The following is a 23016-nucleotide window of genomic DNA, read 5'->3' on the forward strand; positions in this document are numbered from 1 at the left end:
CCCTGCCTGGGGAAACGCGCGCTTGTTTTATTCCTGTCAAATATGGGGAACCGGTACGAACGGGCAGCTGCAATACCCACACGAACCGACGGAGCCCCCATGAGTACGACTACCTGGATTGTGATCGCCGCGGTGGTGGCGGTCCTCGTGATCGCTGCGGTGATCGTGGCGGCCAACGCGGCGACGCGTCGGCGCCGCCGGCGGCAGGCCGAGGAGATTCGCGAACAGGCCAAGGTCGCGACGACCCGGGTCGAACGGCGAGAAGCGCTTGCCGAGGAGACGGCCGCCAAGGCGCGTGCGGCTCAGGCCGAGGCCGAAGTCAAGGCCGCCGAAGCCGCCCGGCTGCAAGAACACGCGGCCGCCCATCAGAGCGAAGCCGCGACATCGCGCGAGCACCTCGACGGCCAGTTGAAGCGTGCTGACAAGCTCGACCCGACGGCCAACGACGAATCGCCTGAGGCGCCCGCCGACGGCCATCAGGAATCCGTCGAGCCGGTTCACCACCACCACGCATCGGACTAACCGGGCCGGCCGGCCAGACCCCGGTGGCCCGCCCCCTCAGCGGGCCACCGGGGCGCGCCGGCTACACGAGCTGCAACGCGTCTTCGCGGCATCGGCGGGCGAGCTGCTGCTCGCGCGCGTACAGCATGCCGTAGCTGAAGCCGTTCTCCCCCGGCGTCGTTCCGGCGGCCAACGCCATCTGCCGAAGCGTCCCCGTGGCGACGACGGTGTCTTGGTGGTCACCAAGCAGGCTTTGAATCCGCTTGTAATGCTTGACGGTCCGCTTGCCGCGCTTGTCCAGGGGCCCGCGCAGTTCGGCGGCGTAGCGGGCGCGCTTGGCGGCCTTGCGGGCCCGATGCAGCGTGGCGTCTTGACCGGATTGAGGGCCGGCTTCGAGCGCGGCGGCCAGCCGCCGATCCGCCTTGCGCTCCGCGCGCCGGGACCGCTTGCGCACCGCCTTGGCCGCAATCCGTTGCGCGACGGGCGGTTCGGCGCGCCAACCGCGCAAGACGGCCAGCAGCGCCCGGTAGCGGTCGGAGTCCATGGCCTCGCCAAGCCGGGTGCGGGCGGGAAGCTCGACCGCCCGCAGGTCGTTACGGATCCGCGACCGGACGGGGCCCAAAATCAGTTCGTCGGGCATGCCGTCCAGCGCCTCGGTGAAGCGGCGATCTTGGACCTCGCAATCGCGGACGTCGCCGAGCAGTGCGGCGAACCACTTCAGTTCGCCGTCGGCATTGCCGACCTTCGGCCCGTCCAGCAGTTTGGCGAATACACGCAGGGTGCTCCGCAGCCGCCGGATCGCCACTCGGGTGTCGTGCACGGGGTCTTCACCCCCGCCATGGCGCAGTTCCGCGTCGCCGGTTTCTATTTCGTCGATTTGAGCGCTGAGGTAGTCGGTCAGCGCTCGCCTGGCTGATGAGCGCATACCGCACGCATTCCCGGCGGCCCCCGGCCGCCAAACATCGGCGCGACGCGCTAGAGCCAGGTGTCCTGGGTAGTCGTGGTGAGGAACGCTTCCAGGTCGTCGCGCCACTGGGCGGGCGTCGTCTTGTCCGGTTCGATGCCGGTGTAGTCACCGCGATAGAAAAGCAGCGGCCGCGGCTTGATCTTGGGGGCCTCCGATAGCGATTGCACCGCACCGAAAACCACGAAGTGGTCCCCGCCGTCGTGCACCGACGCCACCGTGCAATCGATGTAGGCCAGGGACCGGTCGATGATCGGTGAACCCAATTCCGAAGGATGCCAGTCGATTCCGGCGAACTTGTCGGGCTCCTTCGAGCCGAACCGGGCCGACACGTCCTTTTGCTTTTCGGTCAGCACGTTGACGCAGAACCGCCCGCTGGCCTCGATGGCCTTCCACGACCGCGACACCTTGGTCGGGCAGAACAGCACCAGCGGCGGGTCCAGCGAGAGCGCCGCGAAAGATTGGCAGGCGAACCCGATCGGCACGTCGTCGTGCACGGTGGTGATGATGGTGATCCCGGTGCAGAACTGACCCAGCACCTGCCGGAAGGCCCGCGGATCGATCTGTGCCGACATGGTTGCCTCGGGCTAGGCTCGGAAGCCAACCGTGAAATCGTGACCCCACAGGCTCACCGCGGTGCTTTCCCGGGCGATCCAGTCCTCATCGGCGACTTGCCGTCCCTCGCAACCGAATTCGACGTCGAACCCGCCGGGCGTCTTCATGTAGAACGACAACATCAGGTCGTTGACGTGGCGGCCCAGCGTGGCCGACATCGGCACCTTGCGGCGCAGCGCCCGGTCCAGGCACAGGCCCACGTCGTCGGCGTTTTCGACCTCGACCATCAGGTGCACGATGCCGCTGGGCGTCTGCCCGGGCATGAAGGCGAGGCTGTGGTGACGCGGGTTGCAGCCCAAGAACCGCAGCCAGACCGGCGCCCCGTCGGCGGGCCGGCCCACCACCTGCGGCGGCAGGCGCATGGAGTCGCGCAGCTTGAAACCCAGCACATCGCGGTAGAAGTGCAGGGTCTCGTCGTCGTCGCGGGTGGTCAAAACCACGTGCCCCAGACCCTGCTCGGCCGTGACGAACTTGTGCCCGTACGGGCTGACGACGCGGCGGTGTTCCAGGGCGGCACCGTGGAACACCTCGAGGCAGTTGCCCGACGGGTCGGAGAACCGGATCATCTCGTCCACCCGACGATCCGCCAGTTCGGCCGCGGTGGCCTCCTTGTACGGGGTGCCCTCCACGTCGAGCCGGTTCCGGATCTCTTGCAGCCCTTCGGCGTCGGCGCATTCCCAGCCGGCCTCGCTCAGCCGGTCGTGCTCACCGGGCACGATGACCAGCCGGGCCGGGAAGTCGTCCATGCGCAGGTACAGCGCGCCCTCGGTACTGCCCTTGCCCTCGACCATGCCGAGCACCTTCAGGCCGTATTCGCGCCAGGCCGCCATGTCGGTGGCCTCGATACGCAGATAGCCCAGCGACCGGATACTCATCGCGCGCCTCCGAGGAAATCAATGGTCAGCTTGTTGAACTCGTCGAACTTCTCCACCTGCGCCCAGTGCCCACACTGCCCGAAAACGTGCAGCTGCGCACGCGGAATCGTCTTCAGCGCCACCAGCGCACCGTCCAGCGGGTTGACCCGGTCCTCACGTCCCCAGATCAGCAGCACCGGCTGGCGCAGCTGGTACACCTCGCGCCACATCATGCCGAGCTCAAAGTCGGCCCCGGCGAACGACATTCCCATCGCGCGCGTCGCGGTCAACGACTCCGGCGTGCTGGCAAGCGCGAAGCGCTGATCGATCAGCTCCGGGGTGATCAGTTTCTGGTCGTAGACCATCACCCGCAGGAAGGCCTCGAGGTTCTCCCGCGTGGGTTCGACGGAGAACTTGCCCAGCCGCTTGACGCCCTCGGTGGGGTCCGGCGCGAACAGGTTCACGCTCAGCCCGCCGGGGCCCATCAACACCAGGCGCCCGGCCCGGTCGGGGTAGTCGAGGGCGAACCGCACCGCGGTGCCGCCACCCAGCGAATTGCCCACCAGCGGAACGCGTCCCAGCTCCAGCTGGTCGAAGAGCCCCTTGAGCGCCCGGGCGGCGTAGCGGTTGAACTGGCCGTGCTCGGCGCGTTTGTCGGAGTGCCCGTACCCGGGCTGATCGACCGCCAGCACGTGGAACCGCTCGGCCAGCACCGCGATGTTGCGCGAGAAGTTCGTCCAACTCGACGCGCCCGGCCCGCCGCCGTGCAGCAGCACCACCGTCTGGTCGTTGCCGACGCCGGCCTCGTGGTAGTGCAGCTTCAGCGGCCCGTCCACGTCCACGTCGGCGAAGCGCGACGTGGACTCGAACGTCAACTCCCCCGTCGTTGCGGTCATCAGACCATCGTGTCGCCGGGCGGCAGCCCGAACTCATTGTTCCCGAAGATCACGTAGGCGCGCTCTGGGTCGTTGGCGGCGTGCACCCGACCGGCATGCGCGTCGCGCCAAAACCGTTGCACCGGCTGGTCAATGCCCAATGCGGTGGCGCCGGACGCCTCGAACAGCCGGTCGATCGCGGCGATCGAGCGCCCGGTGGCGCGCACCTGGTCGCGGCGCGCGCGGGCCCGCAGCTCGAACGGGATCTCCTTGCCCGCGGCCAGCAGCGCGTACTCGTCGGCAACGTTGCCGGACAGCTGGCGCCACGCCGCGTCGATGTCGCTGGCCGCCTCGGCGATGCGGACCTTGGCGAACGGATCGTCCTTGGCCTTCTCGCCGGCGAACGCCGCCCGCACCCGCTTGCCCTGGTGCTCGACGTGCGCGTCGTACGCGCCGTAGGCCATGCCGACGATCGGCGCCGAGATGGTGGTGGGATGCATTGTGCCCCAGGGCATCTTGTAGACCGGGGCGGTGTTCGTCTGGTATCCGCCGGCGGTGCCGTCGTTCATCGCCTTGTAGGACAGGAACCGGTGTCGGGGCACGAAGACGTCCTTGACCACCAGCGTGTTGCTGCCGGTGCCCTTCAGGCCGACGACGTGCCACACGTCGTCGATGCGGTACTCGCTGCGCGGGATGAGGAAGCTGCCGAAGTCCACCGGACGGCCGTCCTTGATCACCGGGCCGCCGACGAACGTCCACGTGGCGTGGTCGCAGCCCGACGACCAGTTCCACGAGCCGTTCACCAGGTAGCCGCCGTCGGTGACCACTCCGGCGCCCATCGGGGCGTACGACGACGAGATCCGCGTCTTGGTGTCGTCGCCCCAGACCTCCTCCTGGGCCTGCTGGTCGAACAGCGCCAGGTGCCAGTTGTGCACGCCGATGATCGAGCTCACCCAGCCGGTCGACCCGCACGCGCTCGCCAGCCGGCGGACGGCCTCATAGAAGACCGTCGGGTCGCACTGCAGCCCACCCCACTGCTGCGGCTGCAACAGGGTGAAGAAACCGATGTCCTCGAGCTCCTGGACCGTCTCGTCGGGCAGCCGGCGCAGGTCCTCCGTCGCCTGAGCGCGCTCCCGGATCTTCGGAAGCAGATCATCGATGGCGGTTAACACCGACTGCGCGTCACGCTGTTGAATGGACGTCACTTACGTTGCCTCCCGGGAGTTCGGACTTACCCAGAAGACTAGAACACGTTCCGATTTGTGTCGAGCAGGGTATTCCTGCGGCTGGTAGCGGTATATATCGGGTTTTCTGTAACATGTTCTAGTTGTGTCGAAAGGAAGGGACGGGTCTTGACGGAAGCGATTCCCGACGAGCCGCTGGGTGACCACGTCCTGGAACTGCAGATCGCCGAGGTGATCGCCGAGACCGACGAGGCGCGGTCCCTGGTGTTCGCTGTGCCGGACGCGCCCGGTGATCCGGGCATCCCGGCGGAGCGGCTGCGGTACGCGCCGGGCCAGTTCCTGACGCTGCGCGTGCCCAGCGACCGCACCGGGTCGGTGGCTCGCTGCTACTCGCTGTGCAGCTCGCCGTTCACGGATGAGGCGCTCACGGTCACGGTCAAGCGCACCGCGGACGGGTACGCGTCCAACTGGCTGTGCGAGCATGCGCAGGCAGGCATGCGCATCCACGTGCTGGCCCCGTCGGGCAACTTCGTGCCGAAGACCCTCGACGACGACTTCCTGCTGATGGCCGCCGGCAGCGGAATCACCCCGATCATGTCGATCTGCAAGTCCGCCCTCGCCGAGGGCGCCGGCCAGGTGACGCTGCTCTACGCCAACCGCGACGACCGCTCAGTGATCTTCGCCGAGGCGCTGCGCGAGCTGTCGGCCAAGTACCCCGACCGGCTCACGGTGCTGCACTGGCTGGAGTCGCTGCAGGGGCTGCCCGGCGCGGCCTCGCTCGCGAAGCTGGCCGCCCCATACACCGACCGACCCGTATTCATTTGCGGGCCAGGCCCTTTCATGGACGCGGCCCGCACCGCTCTGGAGGGGCTGAAAGTGCCTGCGGCGCAGGTGCATATCGAGGTGTTCAAGTCGCTGGAGTCCGACCCGTTCGCGGCGGTCAAGATCTCCGACACCGCCGAGGGAGACCTTCCGCCCGCCACCGCGGTGGTGGAGCTGGACGGCGAGACGCACACGGTGTCCTGGCCGCGCCACGCCAAGCTGCTCGACGTCCTCCTCGCCAAGGGTCTCGACGCCCCCTTCTCCTGCCGCGAAGGGCACTGCGGCGCATGCGCCTGCACCCTGCGCAGCGGCAACGTCAACATGGAGGTCAACGACGTCCTCGAACAGCAGGACCTCGACGACGGCCTGATTTTGGCCTGTCAATCTCGCCCCGAATCTGATTCGGTAGAAGTCACCTACGACGAGTAGGCGCGTAGCGAACCGGAAGGGGTCTCCGATGAACCGGCTGTTACCGGGATTTGCGGTCGCCGGAGCCGTGCTGGCGTTCCTGCCGGGTCCCGTGGCTTCGGCCGCGAGCAACGAGGCCACCACCCTGTTCCCGCTCGACGGGCCCAACCAGCTGGAGACGCACGCCTTCCTCAACTGCTTCAAGGCCGACGGCCACTGCGATTTCATCGTCGGGGCCGATACGCGCACGCCGGACGGCGTGACCGGGTTCCCGCCCGGTCTCTGGGCGCGCCAGACCACCGAGGTTCGGTCGCCGAACCGGTTGGCGTACCTGGACACGCACGCCAACGGCCAGTTCGAACGGGTCCACAAGGCGATGGGGTCCGACGAGATCACCACCGTCTACTTCGGTGACGGACCGCCCGACAAGTACCAGACGACCGGCCGCATCGACTCGGCCGACTGGCAGACCGGTCAGTCGAAGACCGACATCAGCGTCATCCTGTGCACCCACATCCAGGTGGTCTACGGCGGGGTCAACATCACCTCGCCCAGCACCTGCGCGCAGACGACGTTCTCCTAGTACAGCGGGATCCACACACCTTCGAACCAGTAGCCCCAACCCCCGTACTGCCAGTTGAAGATCGGAAGCACGGTGTAGGTGTTGTAGGTGAACGGCGCGAAATAGTCCTGCCCGTAGGACGCGTCAACCGGCGGCCCACTCCAGGGACGGTTCCATCCACCGGCAGGCGGCGGGCCGTTCCAGCCACCGGAAGGCGGCGGGCCCTCCCAATTCGGCGGAGGGGCGCCGGGCGCCGGGCCGTCGCTCCAGCCGTAGCCGCGCTGAACCGGCGGCGGCGGCGCTCCCTGACCCGGAACCCAGAAGCCGTACGGCACGTCGACGGGGCCGCCGATTTGGACGGTGCCGCGCAGGACGGGACCGCGCGGCGGATAGTACGGCTCATGCGGGGGCTGATAGTTGGGCGCGTTGAGGACCGGGCGGGTGGTGGTCGGCTGTGCCCCGCCGTTCCACTGCGAGGGTGACGGCGGCGTCGAGCCGGCGCCCCCGTAACCGGGGCCGGGGTTGGGACTTGTCGAGCAGCCCTTCTCCCAGTTGGGGCACGGCTGCTGCTGCGGTGAGCCGCTCCACGGCGCCCCGGGGGTCGGCCCCGGCGAGCCGTTGCCCCCGTAACCGGGGTTCGGGGCAGGGGCCGGGGTGCAGGTCTTGTCCCAGGCGGGGCACTCGACGGGGAACGGCGACGAGGACGTCGGCCCCGGAGCGCTCCACGGCGAGCTTGTCGGCGTCGTCGACGTCCACGAGGTGGTCGGCGGCGTCGTCGTTATCTGCTTCGACGGGCTCGTCGTGGGCGGCGTCGTCGTTATCTGCTTCGACGTGCTCGGCGGCGTCGAACTCCAGGGCGCCGAGGTCGTCGCCGGCGGGGCGCTGGGCTTCGGAACATTGGATCCCGGCGCAGGCACCGTCCCGGTGCCGCCGTACCCGGGATTGGGAGTGCCGGAGCAGCCTTTCTGCCAGTTGGGGCACGAAGGCGGGTCCAGCGGAGCGGAGCCGGCGAGCCCGGCGTTGACCGCCGTCGCCGACATGCCCAGGCCCGCGGCAACCGCCGCCGCAGCGGCAAGGCGTTTGATGGACATTAGTGGGTCCCCTCTCGGGCTTCGGCCCGAACGACGTCTATGGGCAGGTCACGTCCAACTCGAATGGCTTGCTTACCGGCTTGGGTTGCTGCGGATTGCTGGCATCGGCTCCGGTCGCGGTGCCCTTGATCTGGTAGGACTTGCCGCTGACCGCGGCTCCGGCGTTGCCGCCCTGGCCTTTTGCGGCGTCGGCGTAGCCGAGCGTGACGCCGTCGACGCTGCCCAGTCCGACCGCGTGAACGATCGGCGGGTTGTCGTTGCTGATCACCGCGCCGACACCGTTGGCCGGGTCACCGATGCCGATGTTGATGTTCTTGCCGGCCGGGGTGCAGGTGACCGGTCCGCTGACGTTCTGGCTCTTGCCGTCGACGATGACCTGCGGTCCCGCGGGCGAGTTCGACGCCGGCGTGTTTTTGTTGCCGGAACAGCCGGCGCAGCCCGCGATCACGACGGCCACGCCGGCCGCGCCGGCGACGATCCCACGCTTCACCGCTGCTCTCCTCCGTGTTGTCATCGCGGTGCCCTACTGCGTTGGGCCGGGGATCTGGTACGCGCACCTGCCGGGCTTGTGCTCGGTCAGCGCGACGGGCTGGCCGTCGACTTGAATCGCGCAATCGTGCGGGCCGCCGTTCTTGTCGGTGTAGTTCAACGCCAGGTACGGGTTTCCGGTGACTTGCACGGTCTGCGACCAGGGAATCGACACCCAGGTCGTCGTGCTCGCCGGATACACCGGGGTTCCGGGGTCGGGGATGACGGAGTACACGTCACCGCCGCCCAGGATCCGGTACACGACGGTGTGCTGCGCCGGGTTGGCCTTGGCCGCCGGCAGCATCGGCGGCGACACAGCACTCGCGGCTAGGGTGACGGCCGCAAGCAGACCGGCGACGGCGATTGGCCGCCGGGTAGCGAAATTCGTTGGCATGGCGTTCCTTTCGACACGCACCCGCCGCGGCACGCAGCCCTCGGGCGTTGGTCGGGCGACCGGCACGCGCGCGGTGGCTATAGCTAAAGCCCCGCGCGGCCGCGTCTCAATTAGGGATTTCCCTACACTTTTCGGCGATGGACCCAGCCGACTCACGGCGACGTGATGGGCACCGGCGGCCGGCCGGGTGTCCGCCGCGGAGGACTAGCGGGGCAGGCCGAGCAGCCGCTCCGCGGCGACGGTGAGCAGGATCTGCTCGGTGCCGCCGGCGATGGTGAGGCAGCGGGTGTTGAGGAAGTCGAAGACCGCTTGGTTGCGGATGAGGCCGCCGCCCTCGGCGACGTCCATCGCGTATTCGGCCAACGCCTGCCGGTAGCGGACGCCGATGAGCTTGCGCACGCTGGACTGCGCGCCGGGGTCCTGGCCGCCCACCGCGAGCTGGGCGATGCGCTGGTCCAGCAGCGCGCCCGTTTGGGCGGTGACGATCAACCGGCCCAGCCGGTCCTGCTGGGAAACGTCGAGGTCCAGCTCCGCCAGCGCCTCGAGCAGCTCTTCCATCGGGTTGCCCAGCGCAGTCCCGGAGGCCATCGCGATCCGCTCGTTGGCCAGCGTGGTGCGGGCCAGCCGCCAGCCGTCGTTGACCGTGCCGACGACCATCTCGTCGGGCACGAACACGCTGTCCAGGAAGACCTCGTTGAACAACGCGTTGCCGGTGATCTCGCGCAGCGGCCGAATCTCGATGCCGGGCGATTTCATGTCCACCAGGAAGTAGGTGATGCCCTTGTGTTTCGGGGCGTCGGGATCGGTGCGCGCCAGGCACACACCCCACCGCGCCTTGTGCGCGGCGGACGTCCACACCTTCTGCCCGGTGAGCAGCCAGCCGCCCTCGCCCCGCACCGCTTTGGTGCGCAGCGACGCCAGGTCCGAGCCGGCCCCCGGCTCGGAAAATAGTTGGCACCAAAGGAATTCGCCGCGCAGCGTGGCCGGCACGAACTGTGCGATCTGTTCGGGCGTGCCGTGCTCGAGGATGGTCGGCGCCGCCCACCAGCCGATCACCAGGTCGGGGCGCACCACCCCGGCCGCCGCCATCTCCTGGTCGATCAAAAGCTGCTCGGCCGGTGAGGCGCCGCGCCCGTAGGGCGGCGGCCAGTGCGGCGCCTGCAGTCCGGCCTCAGCCAAAGCGACCTGGCGCTGTTCTTCCGGTAGCGCGGCGACCTCGGCGACGGCGGCGGCGATCTCGGCCCGCTGGTCCTCGACGTCGCTGAGGTCGATACCCAGCCGGCGCCGCACGCCGTCCTGGGTCAGCTCGGTGATGCGCCGCAGCCAGCGCTCGGCCGCGCCGAGGAACCGCCCGATGGCGTGCGCACGGCGCAGATACAGGTGTGCGTCGTGCTCCCAGGTGCAGCCGATGCCGCCGAGCACCTGGATGCAGTCCTTGACGTTGGCCTTCGCGGCGGCGATGCACGTGCTCGCGGCCAGCGCCGCCGCGATCGAGAACTGGTCCGCATCGGACTCCGCCGCGGCCCGGGCCGCGTCGGCGGCCGCGACCTCGGCCTGCTCGGCGCGGCACAGCATCTCGGCGCAGAGGTGCTTGACGGCCTGGAAGCTGCCGATCGGCTTGCCGAACTGCTCGCGCACCTTGGCGTAGGCGACCGCGGTGTCCAGCGACCATCGGGTGACCCCGGCGGCCTCGGCGGCCAGAACGGTCGCGGCCAGTTCCTCGACCCGCCGACCCGCCTCCGCGATGACCGTGGCCGGCGCCGACGTCAGCACCACCCGGGCCAGCGGGACGGAGAAGTCGGTGGCCGGCAGCGGTTCGAGCTGTACGCCCTCGCCGCCGGTGTCGACGAGCAGCCACGTCCCGTCGGCGGGCAGGACGATGACGGCGCCTTCCGCGGCGCCCAGCGCCCACGGCAGGATGCCCGAGGCCCGCGACGTCGCGCCGTCGAACCGCACGTCACCGTGCAGCGCGACCGCGGCGAAGCGTTCGCCCGCGGCCAGCGCGTCCAGCACTTCTTGGTCCTCGACGACCAGGGTGGCCAGGGCCGTGGTCGCGACCGGCCCGGCGACCAGCGCCTTGGCCGCTTCCTCGACCATCGCGCACAGGTCCTCGATGCTGCCGCCTGCGCCGCCGCGCTCCTCCGGAATCGCGACCCCGAACAGCCCCAGGTCGGCCAGGCCGGCGAAGACCGGCCGCCACGCGTCGGGGTTGCCCTGTTCGACGTCGCGGATCGCCGCCGTGCCGCCCGGTCCCGACGTCGAATTGCGCGCCCAGTCGCGCACCAGCGCACGTGCGGCGAACTGTTCGTCGGTGACGGTCGCTACCACCCTTTGGTCCTCCGCGCGCTTGGTTCGGGATGAAGGGCCACTCTGTCTACTTGAAAGCCCACTAGAACGTGTTCTAATAGTGCCAGCGATCGAGCGTCAAGTCGAACGCCATTACAGCAGTACACGTGGTTGTCCTTGCTGCGGGGAGGTGGGAAATTTACGCCCAGCATGCGTATCGTTTGCGGACGAGCCACCCGAATAAGGAGCGCGCCCTCAAATGTCGTCAGCGAACCCAGACTCGGCCGACGTTCCTGACTCGCAGCCGCGCGAGGTCATGAACGTGGCGGTCCTGGCGGAGTCCGAGCTCGGGTCGGAGGCGCAGCGCGAACGCCGCAAGCGCATCCTGGACGCCACCATGGCCATCGCGTCCAAGGGCGGCTACGAGGCGGTCCAGATGCGCGCCGTGGCCGACCGGGCCGACGTGGCCGTCGGAACGCTGTACCGGTATTTCCCGTCGAAGGTGCATTTGCTGGTGTCGGCACTGGGTCGGGAGTTCGGCCGGATCGACGCAAAAACCGACCGCTCCGCGGTCGCCGGCGGCACCCCGTTTCAGCGGCTGAACTTCATGGTCGGCAAGCTCAACCGCGCGATGCAACGCAACCCGCTGCTCACCGAGGCCATGACGCGCGCCTACGTCTTCGCCGACGCCTCGGCGGCCAGCGAGGTCGACCAGGTCGAGAAGCTCATCGACAGCATGTTCGCGCGCGCGATGAGCGACGGCGAACCGACCGAGGACCAGTACCACATCGCCCGGGTGATCTCGGACGTGTGGCTATCGAACCTGCTCGCCTGGCTCACCCGCCGCGCCTCGGCAACCGACGTCAGCAAACGGCTCGACCTGGCCGTGCGGTTATTGCTCGGCGAACACCAGCCCGGCTAAGCCGGCGGCCCGGCGGTGCGGCCCCGGATCAGCTCGGTGTCCAGCAGTTCGACGACGGGCAGGCCCGTCCGGGGCGGCCTCAGCAGCAGTTCGCCCGCCCGATGGCCCTTCTGCAGGCTGGGCTGCGCCACCGTGGTCAATCCGCGGCCGATCGCGTCGGGCACGCCGTCGAACCCGGTGACGGTCATCTGACCCGGCACGTAAATGCCATGCGCGCGAAGGTAATCCATTGCCGACAGGGCCAGGATGTCCGCGGTGCACATCAGCGCGGTGATCCGCGGATTGGCTTCCAGCGCGGCCCTGGCGGCGGCGCCGCCCGATTCGGGTAGGTGCTCGTAGCTTTCCACGACGATCAGCGAATCTGGGTCGACGCCGGCGGCCGTCATCGCCTCCCACACGCCGACGATGCGTTCGCGTTGCACGTCGAACGCCGGCGACCGCAACCGGTCGGCGTCCACCAGGCCCTGCCGTCGGTCCCGGCCCAGCCGCATGGTGAGCAAACCGATCTCACGGTGCCCGAGCCCGAGCACGTAGTCGGCAAGCTCGCGCATCGCCGCCCGGTCGTCGATGCCTACCCGGGACACTCCCGCCAGGCCCTTGGGCTGGTCGACCACCACGACGGGCAGGCGCCGTTGCAGCACCACCTCCAGGTAGGGGTCGTCGTTGCAGGCCGAATACACCACGAAGCCGTCGACCCCGGCACCGAGCACCGCGGCCGTTCCGTCCTCGAGGCTGCGGCTCGCGCCGACGGCGACCAGCAGCAACCCCTGCCCGAGCTCCTCGCACGACTGCGCCACCCCGGCAACGAAATCCCGCGCCGCCGCGTCGGAAAAGAAATAAGTCAGCGGTTCGGCCATCACCAAACCCACCGCGCCGGCCTTGCGGGTCCGCAGTGATCGCGCCACCGGGTCGGGTCCCGCATACCCCAGCCGCTTCGCCGTCGCGAGCACCCGTTCGCGTAGGTCGGCGGAAAGCTGATCCGGCCGGTTGAAGGCATTCGAGATCGTGGTGCGCGAAACCTTCAGTTCGTCCGCCAACGACGCCAGAGTCGCACGCCGGCGCGGTGCGGGACTCCTCACGTTCGGTGACGCTACAGCGGGTCGCCGGTGGGGCGCCCGAGGAGCCGCCGCGCCACTTTCTAATGGAAACGATTTTCATTAGTATTATGGGTCGGGCGCGGGCGGAAGAGGACGAAATGGCAGGCAGTATGGCGCGTCGGCGTTCGGCCGCCCTGATTGCCGTGGCCGGCTTGATCGCGCTCACCGGCTGCGCCGGTCCGGCGCGCCCGCAGGCGGCAACCGTGGTCGCGTCCACCGACGTGTGGGGCAGCGTGGCCAGCGCCGTCACTGGCCGCCACGTCGCCGTCAAGTCCATCCTGACCGGCTCCGATACCGACCCGCACTCGTATGCGGCCAGCCCGTCGGACGCCGCCGCGATCACCGACGCCGCCCTGGTCGTCTACAACGGCGGCGGCTACGACCCCTGGGTGGACCAGGTCCTCACCGGGCATCCGCGCATCAAGTCGGTCGACGCCTATTCGTTCGTCCCGGCCGGCAGCGGGGAGCCGCCGAACGAGCACGTCTTTTACGACCTGGGCGTCGCCAAGTCGGTGGCCTCCTCGATCGCCGACCGGATGGCGGTCATCGACCCGGCCAACGCCGCCGACTATCGGGCCAACGCCGCCGCGTTCGGCCGCGCCGCCGACGCGATCGAGGTCTCCGAGCACGCCATCGCCGGCGCGTATCCCGACGCCGGAGTCATCGCGACCGAGCCCGACGTGGACTACCTGCTGGCCGCGTCGGGCCTGGTGAATCGCGCCCCGGCCACGTTCGCCGCCGCCAGCGAGAACGAGACCGATCCGTCGCCGGCCGACATGGCGAAGGTGCTCGACATGATCAAGCGCCGGCAGGTCTCCGCGCTGCTGATCAACCCGCAGACGTCCAGCTCCGCGGTGAGCGGCCTGGAGGATGCCGCCCGGCGCGCGGGGGTGCCGGTCACCGAGGTGCGCGAGACGCTGCCCGACGGCATCGACTACCTCACCTGGCAGCGCAACACCGTCAACCAGCTGCTGACCGCGCTGCGGTCGAGCCGATAGGCGCGGCCGTGACAGTCGAAGCGGTCCGCGCCGTCGACGGCCATGCCCACAGCGTCTCGCTTTCCGGCGCGCGGCTGGCGTTCGGCGACCGCGTCCTGTGGGACCACCTCGACCTGTCGGTGCGGCCCGGCGAGTTCATCGCCGTGCTGGGCCCGAACGGCAGCGGCAAGACGTCGTTGCTCAAGGTCCTGCTCGGGCAGCTGCCCCTGAGCGGTGGCGTCGCGTTGGTCGACGGCCGGCCGATCACCTCCGGCAGCGGCAGCATCGGCTACGTCCCGCAACACCGCCCGATCGACCGCGAGGTGATGCTGCGCGGCCGCGACCTTGTTCGGCTGGGCATCGACGGACGACGCTGGGGCGCCGCGCCGCTGCGATCATCCGGACGGGCCCGCCTCCGCGCCGCCGTGTCCGAGGCGCTGCGCCAGGTCAACGCCGAACACCTGGCCGACGTTCGGGTCGGCGTCATGTCGGGCGGCGAGTTGCAGCGGGTGCGCATTGCCCAGTCGCTGGTCAGTGACCCGATGCTGTTGTTGTGCGACGAGCCGCTGCTGACCCTGGACCCGGCGAACGCCAAGCTGGTGTCGGCGCTGATCGACCGGCGGCGCCGCGACGCCGGAACCACCGTCATCGTCGTCACCCACGAGATCAACACGATCCTGCCGTACGTGGACCGGGTGCTCTATCTCGTCGACGGCCGCTTCGAGGTCGGGACCGTCGAGCAGGTGATGTCCAGCCAGACGCTCTCGGCGCTGTACCGCGCCGACATACAGGTGGTGAAGGTGCGCGACGGCTACGTGGTCGTCGGCGAGCCGGATGACGGGTGCGTTGGATGAACCGCCGGCTCGCCGACATGCTGCACCACCTGTTCTCCTTTGACCTCACCGCCGACCTGCTCCGCCACGACTTCGTCCAGCAGGCGCTGGCGGCGGGCGCGCTGCTGGGGCTGGTGGCCGGCCTGATCGGGCCGTTCATCGTGATGCGCCAGATGTCGTTCGCCGTGCACGGGTCCAGCGAATTATCTTTGACGGGAGCGGCTTTCGCGTTGTTGGTGGGGTTCGAGGTGGGCGCGGGGGCGTTGATCGGCAGCGCCCTGGCGGCGGCGCTCTTCGGCGTCCTCGGCCAACGGGCCCGGGAGCGCGACACGGTGATCGGCGTAGTCCTGGCTTTCGGGATGGGGTTGGCGGTGCTGTTCATTCACCTCTACCCGGGACGGACGGGGACCGCGTTCGCGCTGCTGACGGGTCAGATCGTCGGTGTCGGCTATACCGGCCTGACGATGTTGGCGCTGGTTTGCCTGCTGGTGATCGCCGTCCTGGTCACGTGTTATCGCCCGCTGTTGTTCGCCACCGTCGACCCCGAGGTCGCGGCCGCGCGCGGTGTCCCGGTCCGCGTGCTGGGCATCGTGTTCGCCGCACTGGTGGGCGTGGTGGCCGCCCAGGCCGTGCAGATCGTCGGGGCGCTGCTGGTGATGTCGTTGCTGATCACGCCGGCGGCCGCGGCGGCCCGGGTGATCTCGTCGCCCGCGGCGGCGATCGTTGCCTCGGTGGCCTTCGCCGAAGTCGCCGCGGTGGGGGGCATCGTGCTGTCGCTGGCACCCGGTGTTCCGGTGTCGGTGTTCGTCGCGACGATTTCCTTTGTCATTTACCTGGTTTGTTGGTTCCTCGGGCGACGTCGCGAGGTCGCCGCCTAGCGTCGGAATAAGCTGGGCGGATGGCCGATATCGACCTCAACGCCGACCTGGGCGAGGGCTTTGGCGTCTGGCGCCTGGGCGACGACGACGCCATGCTCGGGATCGTCAGCAGCGCCAACGTGGCGTGCGGATTCCACGCGGGCGACCCCGCCGGCCTGCTGCGGGTCTGCCGGTCGGCCGCCGAGCGCGGCGTGCGCATCGGCGCCCAGGTGAGCTACCGCGACCTGGCCGGGTTCGGCAGGCGTTTCATCGACGTCGCGCCCGAGGACCTGGTCGCCGACGTGGTGTATCAGATCGGCGCGTTGCAGGCGATCACGCGGGCGTCCGGCTCTGCGGTGTCCTATGTCAAACCCCATGGGGCGCTGTACAACACGATCGTGACCCACCGGGAACACGCGGCCGCGGTCGTGGCGGCGGTGAGCCTGGTGGACCCGGCGCTGCCGGTGCTGGGGATGGCGGGTTCGGCGTTTTTCGAGGAGGCCGACCGGATCGGCCTGCGTGCGGTGGCAGAGGCATTCGCCGACCGCGCCTACCGGCCCGACGGCCAGCTGGTCTCACGACGCGAACCCGGCGCGGTGCTGCACGACCCGGCGGCGATCGCCGAGCGCGTGCTGACCATGGTGACCTCGGGGCGGGTCACCACGACCGACGGCACGCAAATCGCCGTCGGCGTGGAATCGGTTTGCGTGCACGGCGATTCGCCGGATGCGGTAAGTATCGCGACTGCGGTGCGCGATCGGCTGACGGCCGCCGGTATCGAGCTGCGGGCGTTCTGCTGATGCGCGCCAAACTCGGCCGCCCCGATCTGGCGCACTACGCGGACCGCTTCGACGTGCCCACCGCGGCACCCGACGCGCCGCTGTCGGCGACCTGGATGGGGGTGGCGACGTTGCTGCTCGACGACGGGTCGTCCGCGCTGATGACCGACGGCTACTTCTCGCGCCCAAGCCTGGCGCGGGTGGCCGCCGGCAAGGTGTCGCCGTCACCGGCCCGCGTGGACGGCTGCCTGGCCCGCGCCAAGGTGTCCCGGCTGGAGGCCGTGATCCCGGTGCACACCCACATCGACCACGCGCTGGACTCCGCGCTGGTCGCCGACCGCACCGGCGCGCGGCTGATCGGCGGCCAGTCGGCCGCCAACGTCGGGCGCGGATACGGGCTGCCCGACGACCGCATCGTCGTCGCGACGTCGGGTGAGCCAATTCATCTGGGCGCCTTCGACGTAACGCTGGTGGAATCGCACCACTGCCCGCCGGACCGGTTCCCCGGGACGATCGACGCGCCGCTGACCCCGCCGGTGCGGGCGTCGGCCTACCGCTGCGGTGAGGCGTGGTCGGCGCTGGTGCACCATCGGCCGTCAGACCGCCGGCTGCTGATCCAGGGCAGCGCGGGTTTCGTCAAGGGCGCGCTCGACGGGCGGCGTGCGGACGCGGTGTACCTGTCCGTCGGACAGCTCGGCCTGCGGCCGCGGTCCTACATCCTCGAATACTGGGCCGAGACCGTGCGCGCCGTGGGGGCACGCCGGGTGGTCTTGATCCATTGGGACGACTTCTTCAGCCCGCTGTCAAAGCCCTTGCGCGCCTTGCCGTATGCGGGCGACGACCTGGACGTGTCGATCCGTGTGCTGGACGAGCTCGCCGCGCACGACGGCGTCGCCTTGCACATGCCGACGGTGTGGCGGCGCGAAAACCCCTGGGGATAAAGAAGTTACCCCGCTCGGGCGGTCGGAGCCGTTTCCGGCATCGCCGTCAGGTAGAGCGCAAAGCCGATCGCGGCGATGGCGCCGAGCGACATGAACGCGACCCCGTAACCCGCCGCGACGACGATCCCGCCGGCGGCGAAGTTGGACAACGACGCGCCCACGCCCCACGCGGTGGTGATCGCGCCCAGGCTGACGTTGAAGCGACCCGTTCCGTGCGTGAGATCCTGCACCACGAGTGGGAACAACGCCCCGAAGATTCCGGCCCCGACGCCGTCTAACAGCTGAACACCGACGAGCCAGTACGAGTTGTCCCACAGCGGGTAGAGAAACGCGCGGACGGTCAATACGGCGAAGCCGACGAGGAAGATCGGCTTTCGGCCCCAGCTGTCCGCCTTGGCGCCGACGACGTATGCCACGGGCACCATGACGACCTGCGCCGCGACTATGCATGCCGACATCAGCGCCGTCCCGACCGCTTTGTTGTGCAGGGCCAACTCCTGACCGACAAGCGGCAGCATCGCGGCGTTCGCAAAGTGGAAGGCGAAGACCACGACCGCGAAGATCAGCAGTGGTCGATTGTGCAGCAGCACCGCGAATCCGGACGGTTGCCCGTGCCGTTCACCCACCGCCTTGTCCATGCCACGGGCCATGTCGTCGTCGATGGCGTCGCGCGGGACGCGCAGCGTTGCGACGACGCTGATCGCGGCCATGACCGCCAGCAGCCAGAAGACCACCACCGGGCCGAAAAAGTAGGCGAGCCCGCCGGCGACGCCGGCGGCCGACGCCGTGCCGGCATGCCGGAACGATTCGTTGCGTCCGATCCGCCGGGAGAACAGCCGCGGCCCGACGATCCCCAGCGTGATCGCGGCCAAGGCGGGATTGAAGATCGAGCCCGCGATCCCGGTGACGGCTTGCAGGAACGAGATCGTGTAGAAGCCGGGCAGCAGCGGCATCGCCAGCGCGGCGGCGGCGACCCCGACCGCGCCGGCGATCACCAGCGCTCGCTTCGCGGTCGTCTTGTCGACCAGTGCCCCGACGGGTGTCTGCGCCACCACCCCGGCGATACCGCCGACGGCCATGACGAACCCGATCGACGCCTGATCCCAGTGATGCGTCAGCAGCAGGTATACCGATAGATACGGACCCAGTCCGTCGCGGACATCGGCCAACGAGAAGGCCATCAGGTCGAGCGCGTGCGCCGTTCGTCGCGGAAGCGCCTCCGCGGCAATTGGCTCCGTCATCGATCCGAAGGCTAATCGAAACGTTGCCGCCAGGCGAAGTCGATGCTGCCGCACCGCAATCCGCTACAGCAGGTAATATCCGTCGCTTGATCCGTGATCGTGTTTTGTTGTCACCACATTCAACGTTAGGAGCGGCCTGAGCCATGGCCCTGGCCTTCGGCCTCCTGCTGCTCGCTGTCGTGCTGGTGTTCGCGGTTGCCCGCCCGAGGGGTTTGCCGGAGGCGGTGGCGGCGGTTCCGGCGGCGCTCATCGTGATCGCGGTCGGCGCGATCTCGGTGCGTCAGGCGGCCCAGGAGGTGGCCGGGCTGTCGGGAGTGGTCGCCTTCCTGGGCGCGGTCCTGGTGCTGGCCAAGCTGTGCGACGACGAGGGGCTGTTCGAGGCGGCGGGGGCCGCGATTTCGCGGGGGCGCGTCTCGTCGGGCGGCCTGCTGCGGCGGGTGTTCGTCGTCGCCTCGCTGATCACCGCCGTGCTGAGCCTGGACGCCGCGGTGGTGCTGCTGACACCGGTGGTCCTGGCCGCTGTCCGCCGGCTGCGCACCCCGCCGCGGCCCTACGCCTACGCCACCGCCCACCTCGCCAACGGCGCCTCGCTGCTGCTGCCGGTGTCGAACCTGACCAACCTGCTGGCGTTTCACACCGCCAACGTGTCGTTCACCAGGTTCACCGCGCTGATGGCGCTCCCGTGGCTGGGCGCGGTGGCGGTGATCTACGCGGTGTTTCGCTGGTTTTTCGCCGGCGACCTGCGCGTCCAGCCCGCCGCCGAGGAAGTCGGCCCGGCGCCGCGGCCACCGGTGTTCGTGCTGGTGGTCGTGGGGCTGACCCTGGCCGGTTTCGCGGTCGGCCAGTCCGTCGGGGTCGCCCCGGCGTGGGTGGCGCTCGCCGGCGCCGCGGTGCTGGCCGTGCGCAGCCTGAGCCGTCGGCACACCTCCGTGGCCGAGATCGCGCGCTCGGCGCACGTCTCGTTCCTGGTGTTCGTGCTGGCGCTGGGCGTCGTGGTGCGGGCGGTCATGCTCAACGGCATGGACAGGGCCATGACCGCCGTACTGCCGTCCGGTTCGGGACTGCTCGCTCTGCTCGCGATCGCCGCGATAGCCGCCGTGCTGGCCAACGTCGTCAACAACCTGCCCGCGACGCTGGTGCTGCTGCCGCTCGTGGCGAACGGCGGTCCGGTGGCGATTCTGGCGGTGCTGATCGGGGTGAACGTCGGCCCCAACCTGACGTACGTGGGGTCGCTGTCAAACCTGTTGTGGCGCCGCGTGCTTCGCCGGCACGACGTCGACGCCGGCGTCGGCGAGTACACCCTCCTCGGGCTGTGCACGGTTCCGGCGGCCCTAGTGGTCGCGGTAGTCGCGCTGTGGGCCTCGGTGCGGCTGGTGGGCGCATAGTTGGCGCGAGCAGACGCAGAATCGCACAAAGTGGGACTAATTCATGCGATTTTGTGTTCCCCCGCAAGCGGGAGGTGCCCCCAGCTCGCGGTTCTAACCGCCGGCCGGTCCCGATCGCACGATCGAGGCGAGCTCCTCGCGGGATTGCGCCCCCACCCGCTGGCAGGCCCGGTAGATGTGGCCCTCCACGGTGCGCACCGACATGACCAGCTTCTCGGCGATCTGGCGGTTGGACAGACCGGCGACGACGAGTTCGACGACATCGCGCTGGCGCCCCGACAACTTGAGCCCCTCCGGGGTGCGCAGGGCCGGTGTGCAAAGACCGCCGCATTCGTCGGCCAGTTCCCTCGCCACCGCCGCGGCATAGAGCGCGCGCTTGTGCTGCTGGCCTGCGGCGAACGCGACGGACGCCTGCGCCGCCGCGTCGGCGGCCGCGGCCTTGTCACCGATGCCGCGGTAGGCCGCCGAGGCCGCCAGCAGACCTTCGCCGTCCCCGCCGAGCAGGGCCTTGGCGTGCAACTCAACCGCGTCGGCCAGCGGCAGCGACAGCGCCTCGGCCAACTCCCGGGCGCGGGCCGCCCCGGACGCGTCGCCCCACTGCGCCGCGGCCTGTATGCACGCCAACTCGTGCGTGGGCTGGCCGCGCTGGCGGGCGAGTTGTGCCGCTTCCTGTGCGCCGGCGACGGCCTCACTCAGGCGGCCGCTTGCCGCCAACGCCCACCCGCCGGCCAGCGACAGGCCGGTGTGCATGAACAGGTAGTCGGCCGGCACCGCCGAGCGCGCCCCGGCCGCCGCGTCGTTCGCTTCACCGGCCTGGCCGAGCTTGGCGTGCGCCTCGGCCAGCGCGAAGTAGCTCGCCGCGCGCAAACCCGTTGTGACGGCATGTATTTGGACTCCCGCAACCGCTTCGTGTAACAGCCGGACCGCGTCGGTGACGGCGCCGCGGGCCAGGTCGGCGTTGCCGATCAGGAGGGCTAGGTTCGCGTAGGCCAGGCCGGGAACGTCGCGGGCCGAGTCGGCCAATTGCCGGGCCGTGCCGACGAATTCGTCGATGCGTCCGGTCAGCCGGCAGGCCCGTCCGTACACGGCGCCGAACCAGAACCGCAGCGGCGACGCCTGAAACGACGTGGTCGCGCGCCGCAGCGCCTGCTCGGCGACGGCGGCGAGATCGTCGACCTCACCCCGCGCCCCCATCGCCATGATCAACGCGAGCGAGGCCAGCAGGGCGTGCAGATCCGGCAGGGCGCCGAAAGCCAGGGCAACCCGTGCCCCTTCGGCCGCCGACTCGCAGCGCGCCGATATCGCGTCCAGGCAGGCCTGCGCCGCCACGCGCTCGGCCACCTGCGCCTCGGTCTCCGGGCGGCCGGCGAGGTCATCGAGAATCGCCGACGCGGCGGCGGGCTCGCCGAGGATCCACATCAGGTTGATCGCCCGTATCGTCGCCCAGTGATGACCATCGGGCCCGTCGACCATTTCACGCAGCGCGACCTCCGCCTGATCGCCGCGTCCGAGCAGCACCAGGTTCATCGCCCGAACCCCGGCCGCCCCCGGTGCCCCCACCCGCGCGGCGGCGGTCGCGAACCGGTCGGCCAGGTCCAGATCGAGCAGCGTCATGGCGTGGCGCGCCGATTCCAGATAGAGCTCGGGTTCGGGGTCGAGGTCCGATTCAAGCCGCAACAGTGCCCGGCGAACGGTGGCCTGCATGTCGGTGTCGACACTTTTAGCCAACCGGCTGGCCAGCTTGCCCCGGATCGACGACAAATACATCTCACCGGCGCTCGCGCGGCGAAGCTCACCGAACAGCGGGTGCGCCAGCCGGGCCATCAACCCGCCGGCGGTGCGCTCGACGCTTACCAGGCCCATGCTTTCGGCGACCGCCAGGTCGCGGCGGGGCACCAAGTCACACAGCACGTCGACGGCGAGTGGCTCGCACTGCGACAGCATGTCGATCACCAGCGCCAGCTTCGGGCTGAGCCTGCCCAGCTGGCGGCCCACCGTGTCGGACAGGCTCGGCGACACCGCGACGTCGCCGTCCCACATCCACACCCCCGCGACTTCCCGCATCTGCCCCGCCGCCACCTGATCGGCAAGCAACTGGCGCAGGAACAGCGTGTTTCCGCCGGTCAGCTTTCGGAACCGGGCCGCGCAACGCGCGTCGATGGGACCGCCCAGCGTGCTCTCGATCGCCTCGCGCGTGGCCGCGGCCGAAAGCGGTTCGAGATCAAGGCGAGCCAGCAACCCCTCCTTCCACAAGGCCGTCACCGCGTCGGGTTCCTCACTGCCGGTGCGGATGGTCATCACCAGCCGCACCCCGCCCGACCGGGCCAGCTCGTGTACGACGAGCGCGGACAGGCCGTCCAGCAGGTGCGCGTCGTCAACCCCGACCACCACGCGGCCGCGCCGCTGTTGTGCGACAAAGGAATTGATCACGCGCCGCACGTTGGCCAGCGGATCCGACATCGCCTCGCCCAGCAAGCCGATGAACGCTCCCAGCGGCAGCGCACGCGCGGATTCGGTGCCGACGATCCATTGCGTGCGCTCACCCGCCGCCTCGGCGCGCCGCAGCGCTTCGCGGGCCAGCCAGGTTTTGCCCACACCGGCCGCTCCGGCGATCACCACGCCGGAGTGGTTGCCAGCGCCGCCCAGGGCGCGACGGACGACAGCAAGTTCGCCGTCCCGCCCGGTCAGCGGTTTAGCGCTGATCACTCGGCGACTATAACCGGTTGTATCCGCGTCTAACAGGCCATTTCACCCGCGTTTCGGTGCCGGCCGCGCAAGGCCGGCACCGAAGTCGGGTAGCCGACTACGCTATCGGCGCCCAAAGTTTGCTGTGAACATCACTTTCGTCAGTTGGCGGCTCGGCGAAGGCGGTGGATTGTGGCGAACCTCAAGACCAAAAT

General features: G+C 69.6%; 22 protein-coding genes. 10 read left to right on the top strand and 12 right to left on the bottom strand.

Going from position 1 to position 23016, the window contains the following annotated elements; translation table 11 throughout:
- Positions 1-120 precede the first annotated feature (120 nt).
- On the top strand, positions 121-522 hold the full coding sequence (locus tag AC5Y5E_RS15380) for a hypothetical protein (protein WP_499903817.1): 402 nt from the start codon (positions 121-123) through the stop codon (positions 520-522).
- Between the two features lie 61 nt (positions 523-583).
- Here the strand turns inward: AC5Y5E_RS15380 and AC5Y5E_RS15385 are convergent, their stop codons facing one another.
- Genes AC5Y5E_RS15385 through hsaA form a run of 5 tightly spaced genes read right to left on the bottom strand, consistent with a single transcriptional unit; the run spans position 584 to position 5014 of the window.
- Positions 584-1426, bottom strand: coding sequence for a CHAD domain-containing protein (locus tag AC5Y5E_RS15385; protein WP_499903818.1), 843 nt, complete (start codon positions 1424-1426; stop codon positions 584-586).
- A gap of 50 nt (positions 1427-1476) precedes the next feature.
- A complete protein-coding gene (gene hsaB / locus AC5Y5E_RS15390) occupies positions 1477-2040 on the bottom strand; it encodes a 3-hydroxy-9,10-secoandrosta-1,3,5(10)-triene-9,17-dione monooxygenase reductase subunit (RefSeq protein ID WP_067153275.1) in 564 nt (187 codons plus the stop codon).
- Positions 2041-2052: 12 nt separating this feature from the next.
- A complete protein-coding gene (gene hsaC / locus AC5Y5E_RS15395; RefSeq protein WP_499903819.1) occupies positions 2053-2955 on the bottom strand; it encodes an iron-dependent extradiol dioxygenase HsaC in 903 nt (300 codons plus the stop codon).
- Positions 2952-3830: a 4,5:9,10-diseco-3-hydroxy-5,9,17-trioxoandrosta-1(10),2-diene-4-oate hydrolase gene (hsaD, locus tag AC5Y5E_RS15400; protein WP_499903820.1), complete on the bottom strand. Its 879-nt coding sequence runs from the start codon at positions 3828-3830 to the stop codon at positions 2952-2954. Before hsaD ends, hsaC begins: the two co-directional genes overlap by 4 nt.
- Positions 3830-5014 carry a 3-hydroxy-9,10-secoandrosta-1,3,5(10)-triene-9,17-dione monooxygenase oxygenase subunit gene (gene hsaA / locus AC5Y5E_RS15405; RefSeq protein WP_499903821.1) on the bottom strand — a complete coding sequence of 395 codons (1185 nt, stop codon included), beginning with the start codon at positions 5012-5014 and terminating at the stop codon, positions 3830-3832. Before hsaA ends, hsaD begins: the two co-directional genes overlap by 1 nt.
- Positions 5015-5161: 147 nt before the next feature.
- Between hsaA and AC5Y5E_RS15410 the strand changes: the two genes are divergently transcribed.
- Together AC5Y5E_RS15410 and AC5Y5E_RS15415 are read left to right on the top strand one after the other, a co-directional pair.
- Complete coding sequence (locus AC5Y5E_RS15410) at positions 5162-6244, top strand: 2Fe-2S iron-sulfur cluster-binding protein (protein ID WP_499903822.1); 1083 nt, start codon at positions 5162-5164, stop codon at positions 6242-6244.
- A gap of 28 nt (positions 6245-6272) precedes the next feature.
- Complete coding sequence (locus tag AC5Y5E_RS15415) at positions 6273-6806, top strand: hypothetical protein (RefSeq protein WP_499903823.1); 534 nt, start codon at positions 6273-6275, stop codon at positions 6804-6806.
- On the opposite strand, the gene AC5Y5E_RS15420 is transcribed toward AC5Y5E_RS15415, so the two are convergent.
- The 4 genes from AC5Y5E_RS15420 to AC5Y5E_RS15435 form a co-directional block, all read right to left on the bottom strand.
- Positions 6803-7876 (bottom strand): MAP_0585 family protein, encoded by a 1074-nt coding sequence (locus AC5Y5E_RS15420; RefSeq protein ID WP_499903824.1) that lies wholly within the window; start codon positions 7874-7876, stop codon positions 6803-6805. The two genes, AC5Y5E_RS15415 and AC5Y5E_RS15420, sit on opposite strands and share 4 nt — an antisense overlap.
- A 37-nt stretch (positions 7877-7913) precedes the next feature.
- Positions 7914-8366 (bottom strand): lipoprotein LpqH, encoded by a 453-nt coding sequence (locus AC5Y5E_RS15425; RefSeq protein ID WP_499903825.1) that lies wholly within the window; start codon positions 8364-8366, stop codon positions 7914-7916.
- A 33-nt stretch (positions 8367-8399) separates the two neighbouring features.
- Positions 8400-8798 (bottom strand): hypothetical protein, encoded by a 399-nt coding sequence (locus AC5Y5E_RS15430; RefSeq protein WP_499903826.1) that lies wholly within the window; start codon positions 8796-8798, stop codon positions 8400-8402.
- A gap of 204 nt (positions 8799-9002) precedes the next feature.
- Positions 9003-11126 carry an acyl-CoA dehydrogenase family protein gene (locus AC5Y5E_RS15435; protein WP_499903827.1) on the bottom strand — a complete coding sequence of 708 codons (2124 nt, stop codon included), beginning with the start codon at positions 11124-11126 and terminating at the stop codon, positions 9003-9005.
- Between the two features lie 280 nt (positions 11127-11406).
- Between AC5Y5E_RS15435 and kstR the strand changes: the two genes are divergently transcribed.
- Positions 11407-12006: a cholesterol catabolism transcriptional regulator KstR gene (gene kstR, locus AC5Y5E_RS15440; protein WP_499881787.1), complete on the top strand. Its 600-nt coding sequence runs from the start codon at positions 11407-11409 to the stop codon at positions 12004-12006.
- Here kstR and AC5Y5E_RS15445 read toward each other — a convergent pair.
- Positions 12003-13085, bottom strand: a complete 1083-nt coding sequence (locus AC5Y5E_RS15445; RefSeq protein WP_499903828.1) for an Rv3575c family transcriptional regulator — start codon at positions 13083-13085, stop codon at positions 12003-12005. The two genes, kstR and AC5Y5E_RS15445, sit on opposite strands and share 4 nt — an antisense overlap.
- 86 nt (positions 13086-13171) lie before the next feature.
- On the opposite strand from AC5Y5E_RS15445, the gene AC5Y5E_RS15450 reads away from it, so the two are divergent.
- From AC5Y5E_RS15450 to AC5Y5E_RS15470, 5 genes are read left to right on the top strand one after another with little or no spacing between them, the layout of a single operon-like run.
- Positions 13172-14101: a metal ABC transporter solute-binding protein, Zn/Mn family gene (locus tag AC5Y5E_RS15450; RefSeq protein ID WP_499903829.1), complete on the top strand. Its 930-nt coding sequence runs from the start codon at positions 13172-13174 to the stop codon at positions 14099-14101.
- Between the two features lie 8 nt (positions 14102-14109).
- On the top strand, positions 14110-14934 hold the full coding sequence (locus AC5Y5E_RS15455; protein WP_499903830.1) for a metal ABC transporter ATP-binding protein: 825 nt from the start codon (positions 14110-14112) through the stop codon (positions 14932-14934).
- A complete protein-coding gene (locus AC5Y5E_RS15460; protein ID WP_499903831.1) occupies positions 14931-15791 on the top strand; it encodes a metal ABC transporter permease in 861 nt (286 codons plus the stop codon). Before AC5Y5E_RS15455 ends, AC5Y5E_RS15460 begins: the two co-directional genes overlap by 4 nt.
- A gap of 20 nt (positions 15792-15811) precedes the next feature.
- Positions 15812-16570, top strand: coding sequence for a LamB/YcsF family protein (locus tag AC5Y5E_RS15465; RefSeq protein ID WP_499903832.1), 759 nt, complete (start codon positions 15812-15814; stop codon positions 16568-16570).
- Entirely contained in the window at positions 16570-17490 is a 921-nt protein-coding gene (locus tag AC5Y5E_RS15470) for an MBL fold metallo-hydrolase (RefSeq protein WP_499903833.1), read from the top strand. The genes AC5Y5E_RS15465 and AC5Y5E_RS15470 overlap by 1 nt, the downstream gene beginning before the upstream one ends.
- Before the next feature lie 5 nt (positions 17491-17495).
- Here the strand turns inward: AC5Y5E_RS15470 and AC5Y5E_RS15475 are convergent, their stop codons facing one another.
- Positions 17496-18731, bottom strand: a complete 1236-nt coding sequence (locus AC5Y5E_RS15475) for an MFS transporter (protein ID WP_499903834.1) — start codon at positions 18729-18731, stop codon at positions 17496-17498.
- Positions 18732-18874: 143 nt separating this feature from the next.
- On the opposite strand from AC5Y5E_RS15475, the gene AC5Y5E_RS15480 reads away from it, so the two are divergent.
- Positions 18875-20116: an SLC13 family permease gene (locus AC5Y5E_RS15480; RefSeq protein ID WP_499903835.1), complete on the top strand. Its 1242-nt coding sequence runs from the start codon at positions 18875-18877 to the stop codon at positions 20114-20116.
- 93 nt (positions 20117-20209) lie between these two features.
- Here AC5Y5E_RS15480 and AC5Y5E_RS15485 read toward each other — a convergent pair whose 3' ends face one another.
- A complete protein-coding gene (locus AC5Y5E_RS15485; RefSeq protein WP_499903836.1) occupies positions 20210-22822 on the bottom strand; it encodes a LuxR C-terminal-related transcriptional regulator in 2613 nt (870 codons plus the stop codon).
- Positions 22823-23016: the final 194 nt, after the last annotated feature.

The sequence above is a fragment of the Mycobacterium sp. NGS54 genome, assembly GCF_059812465.1.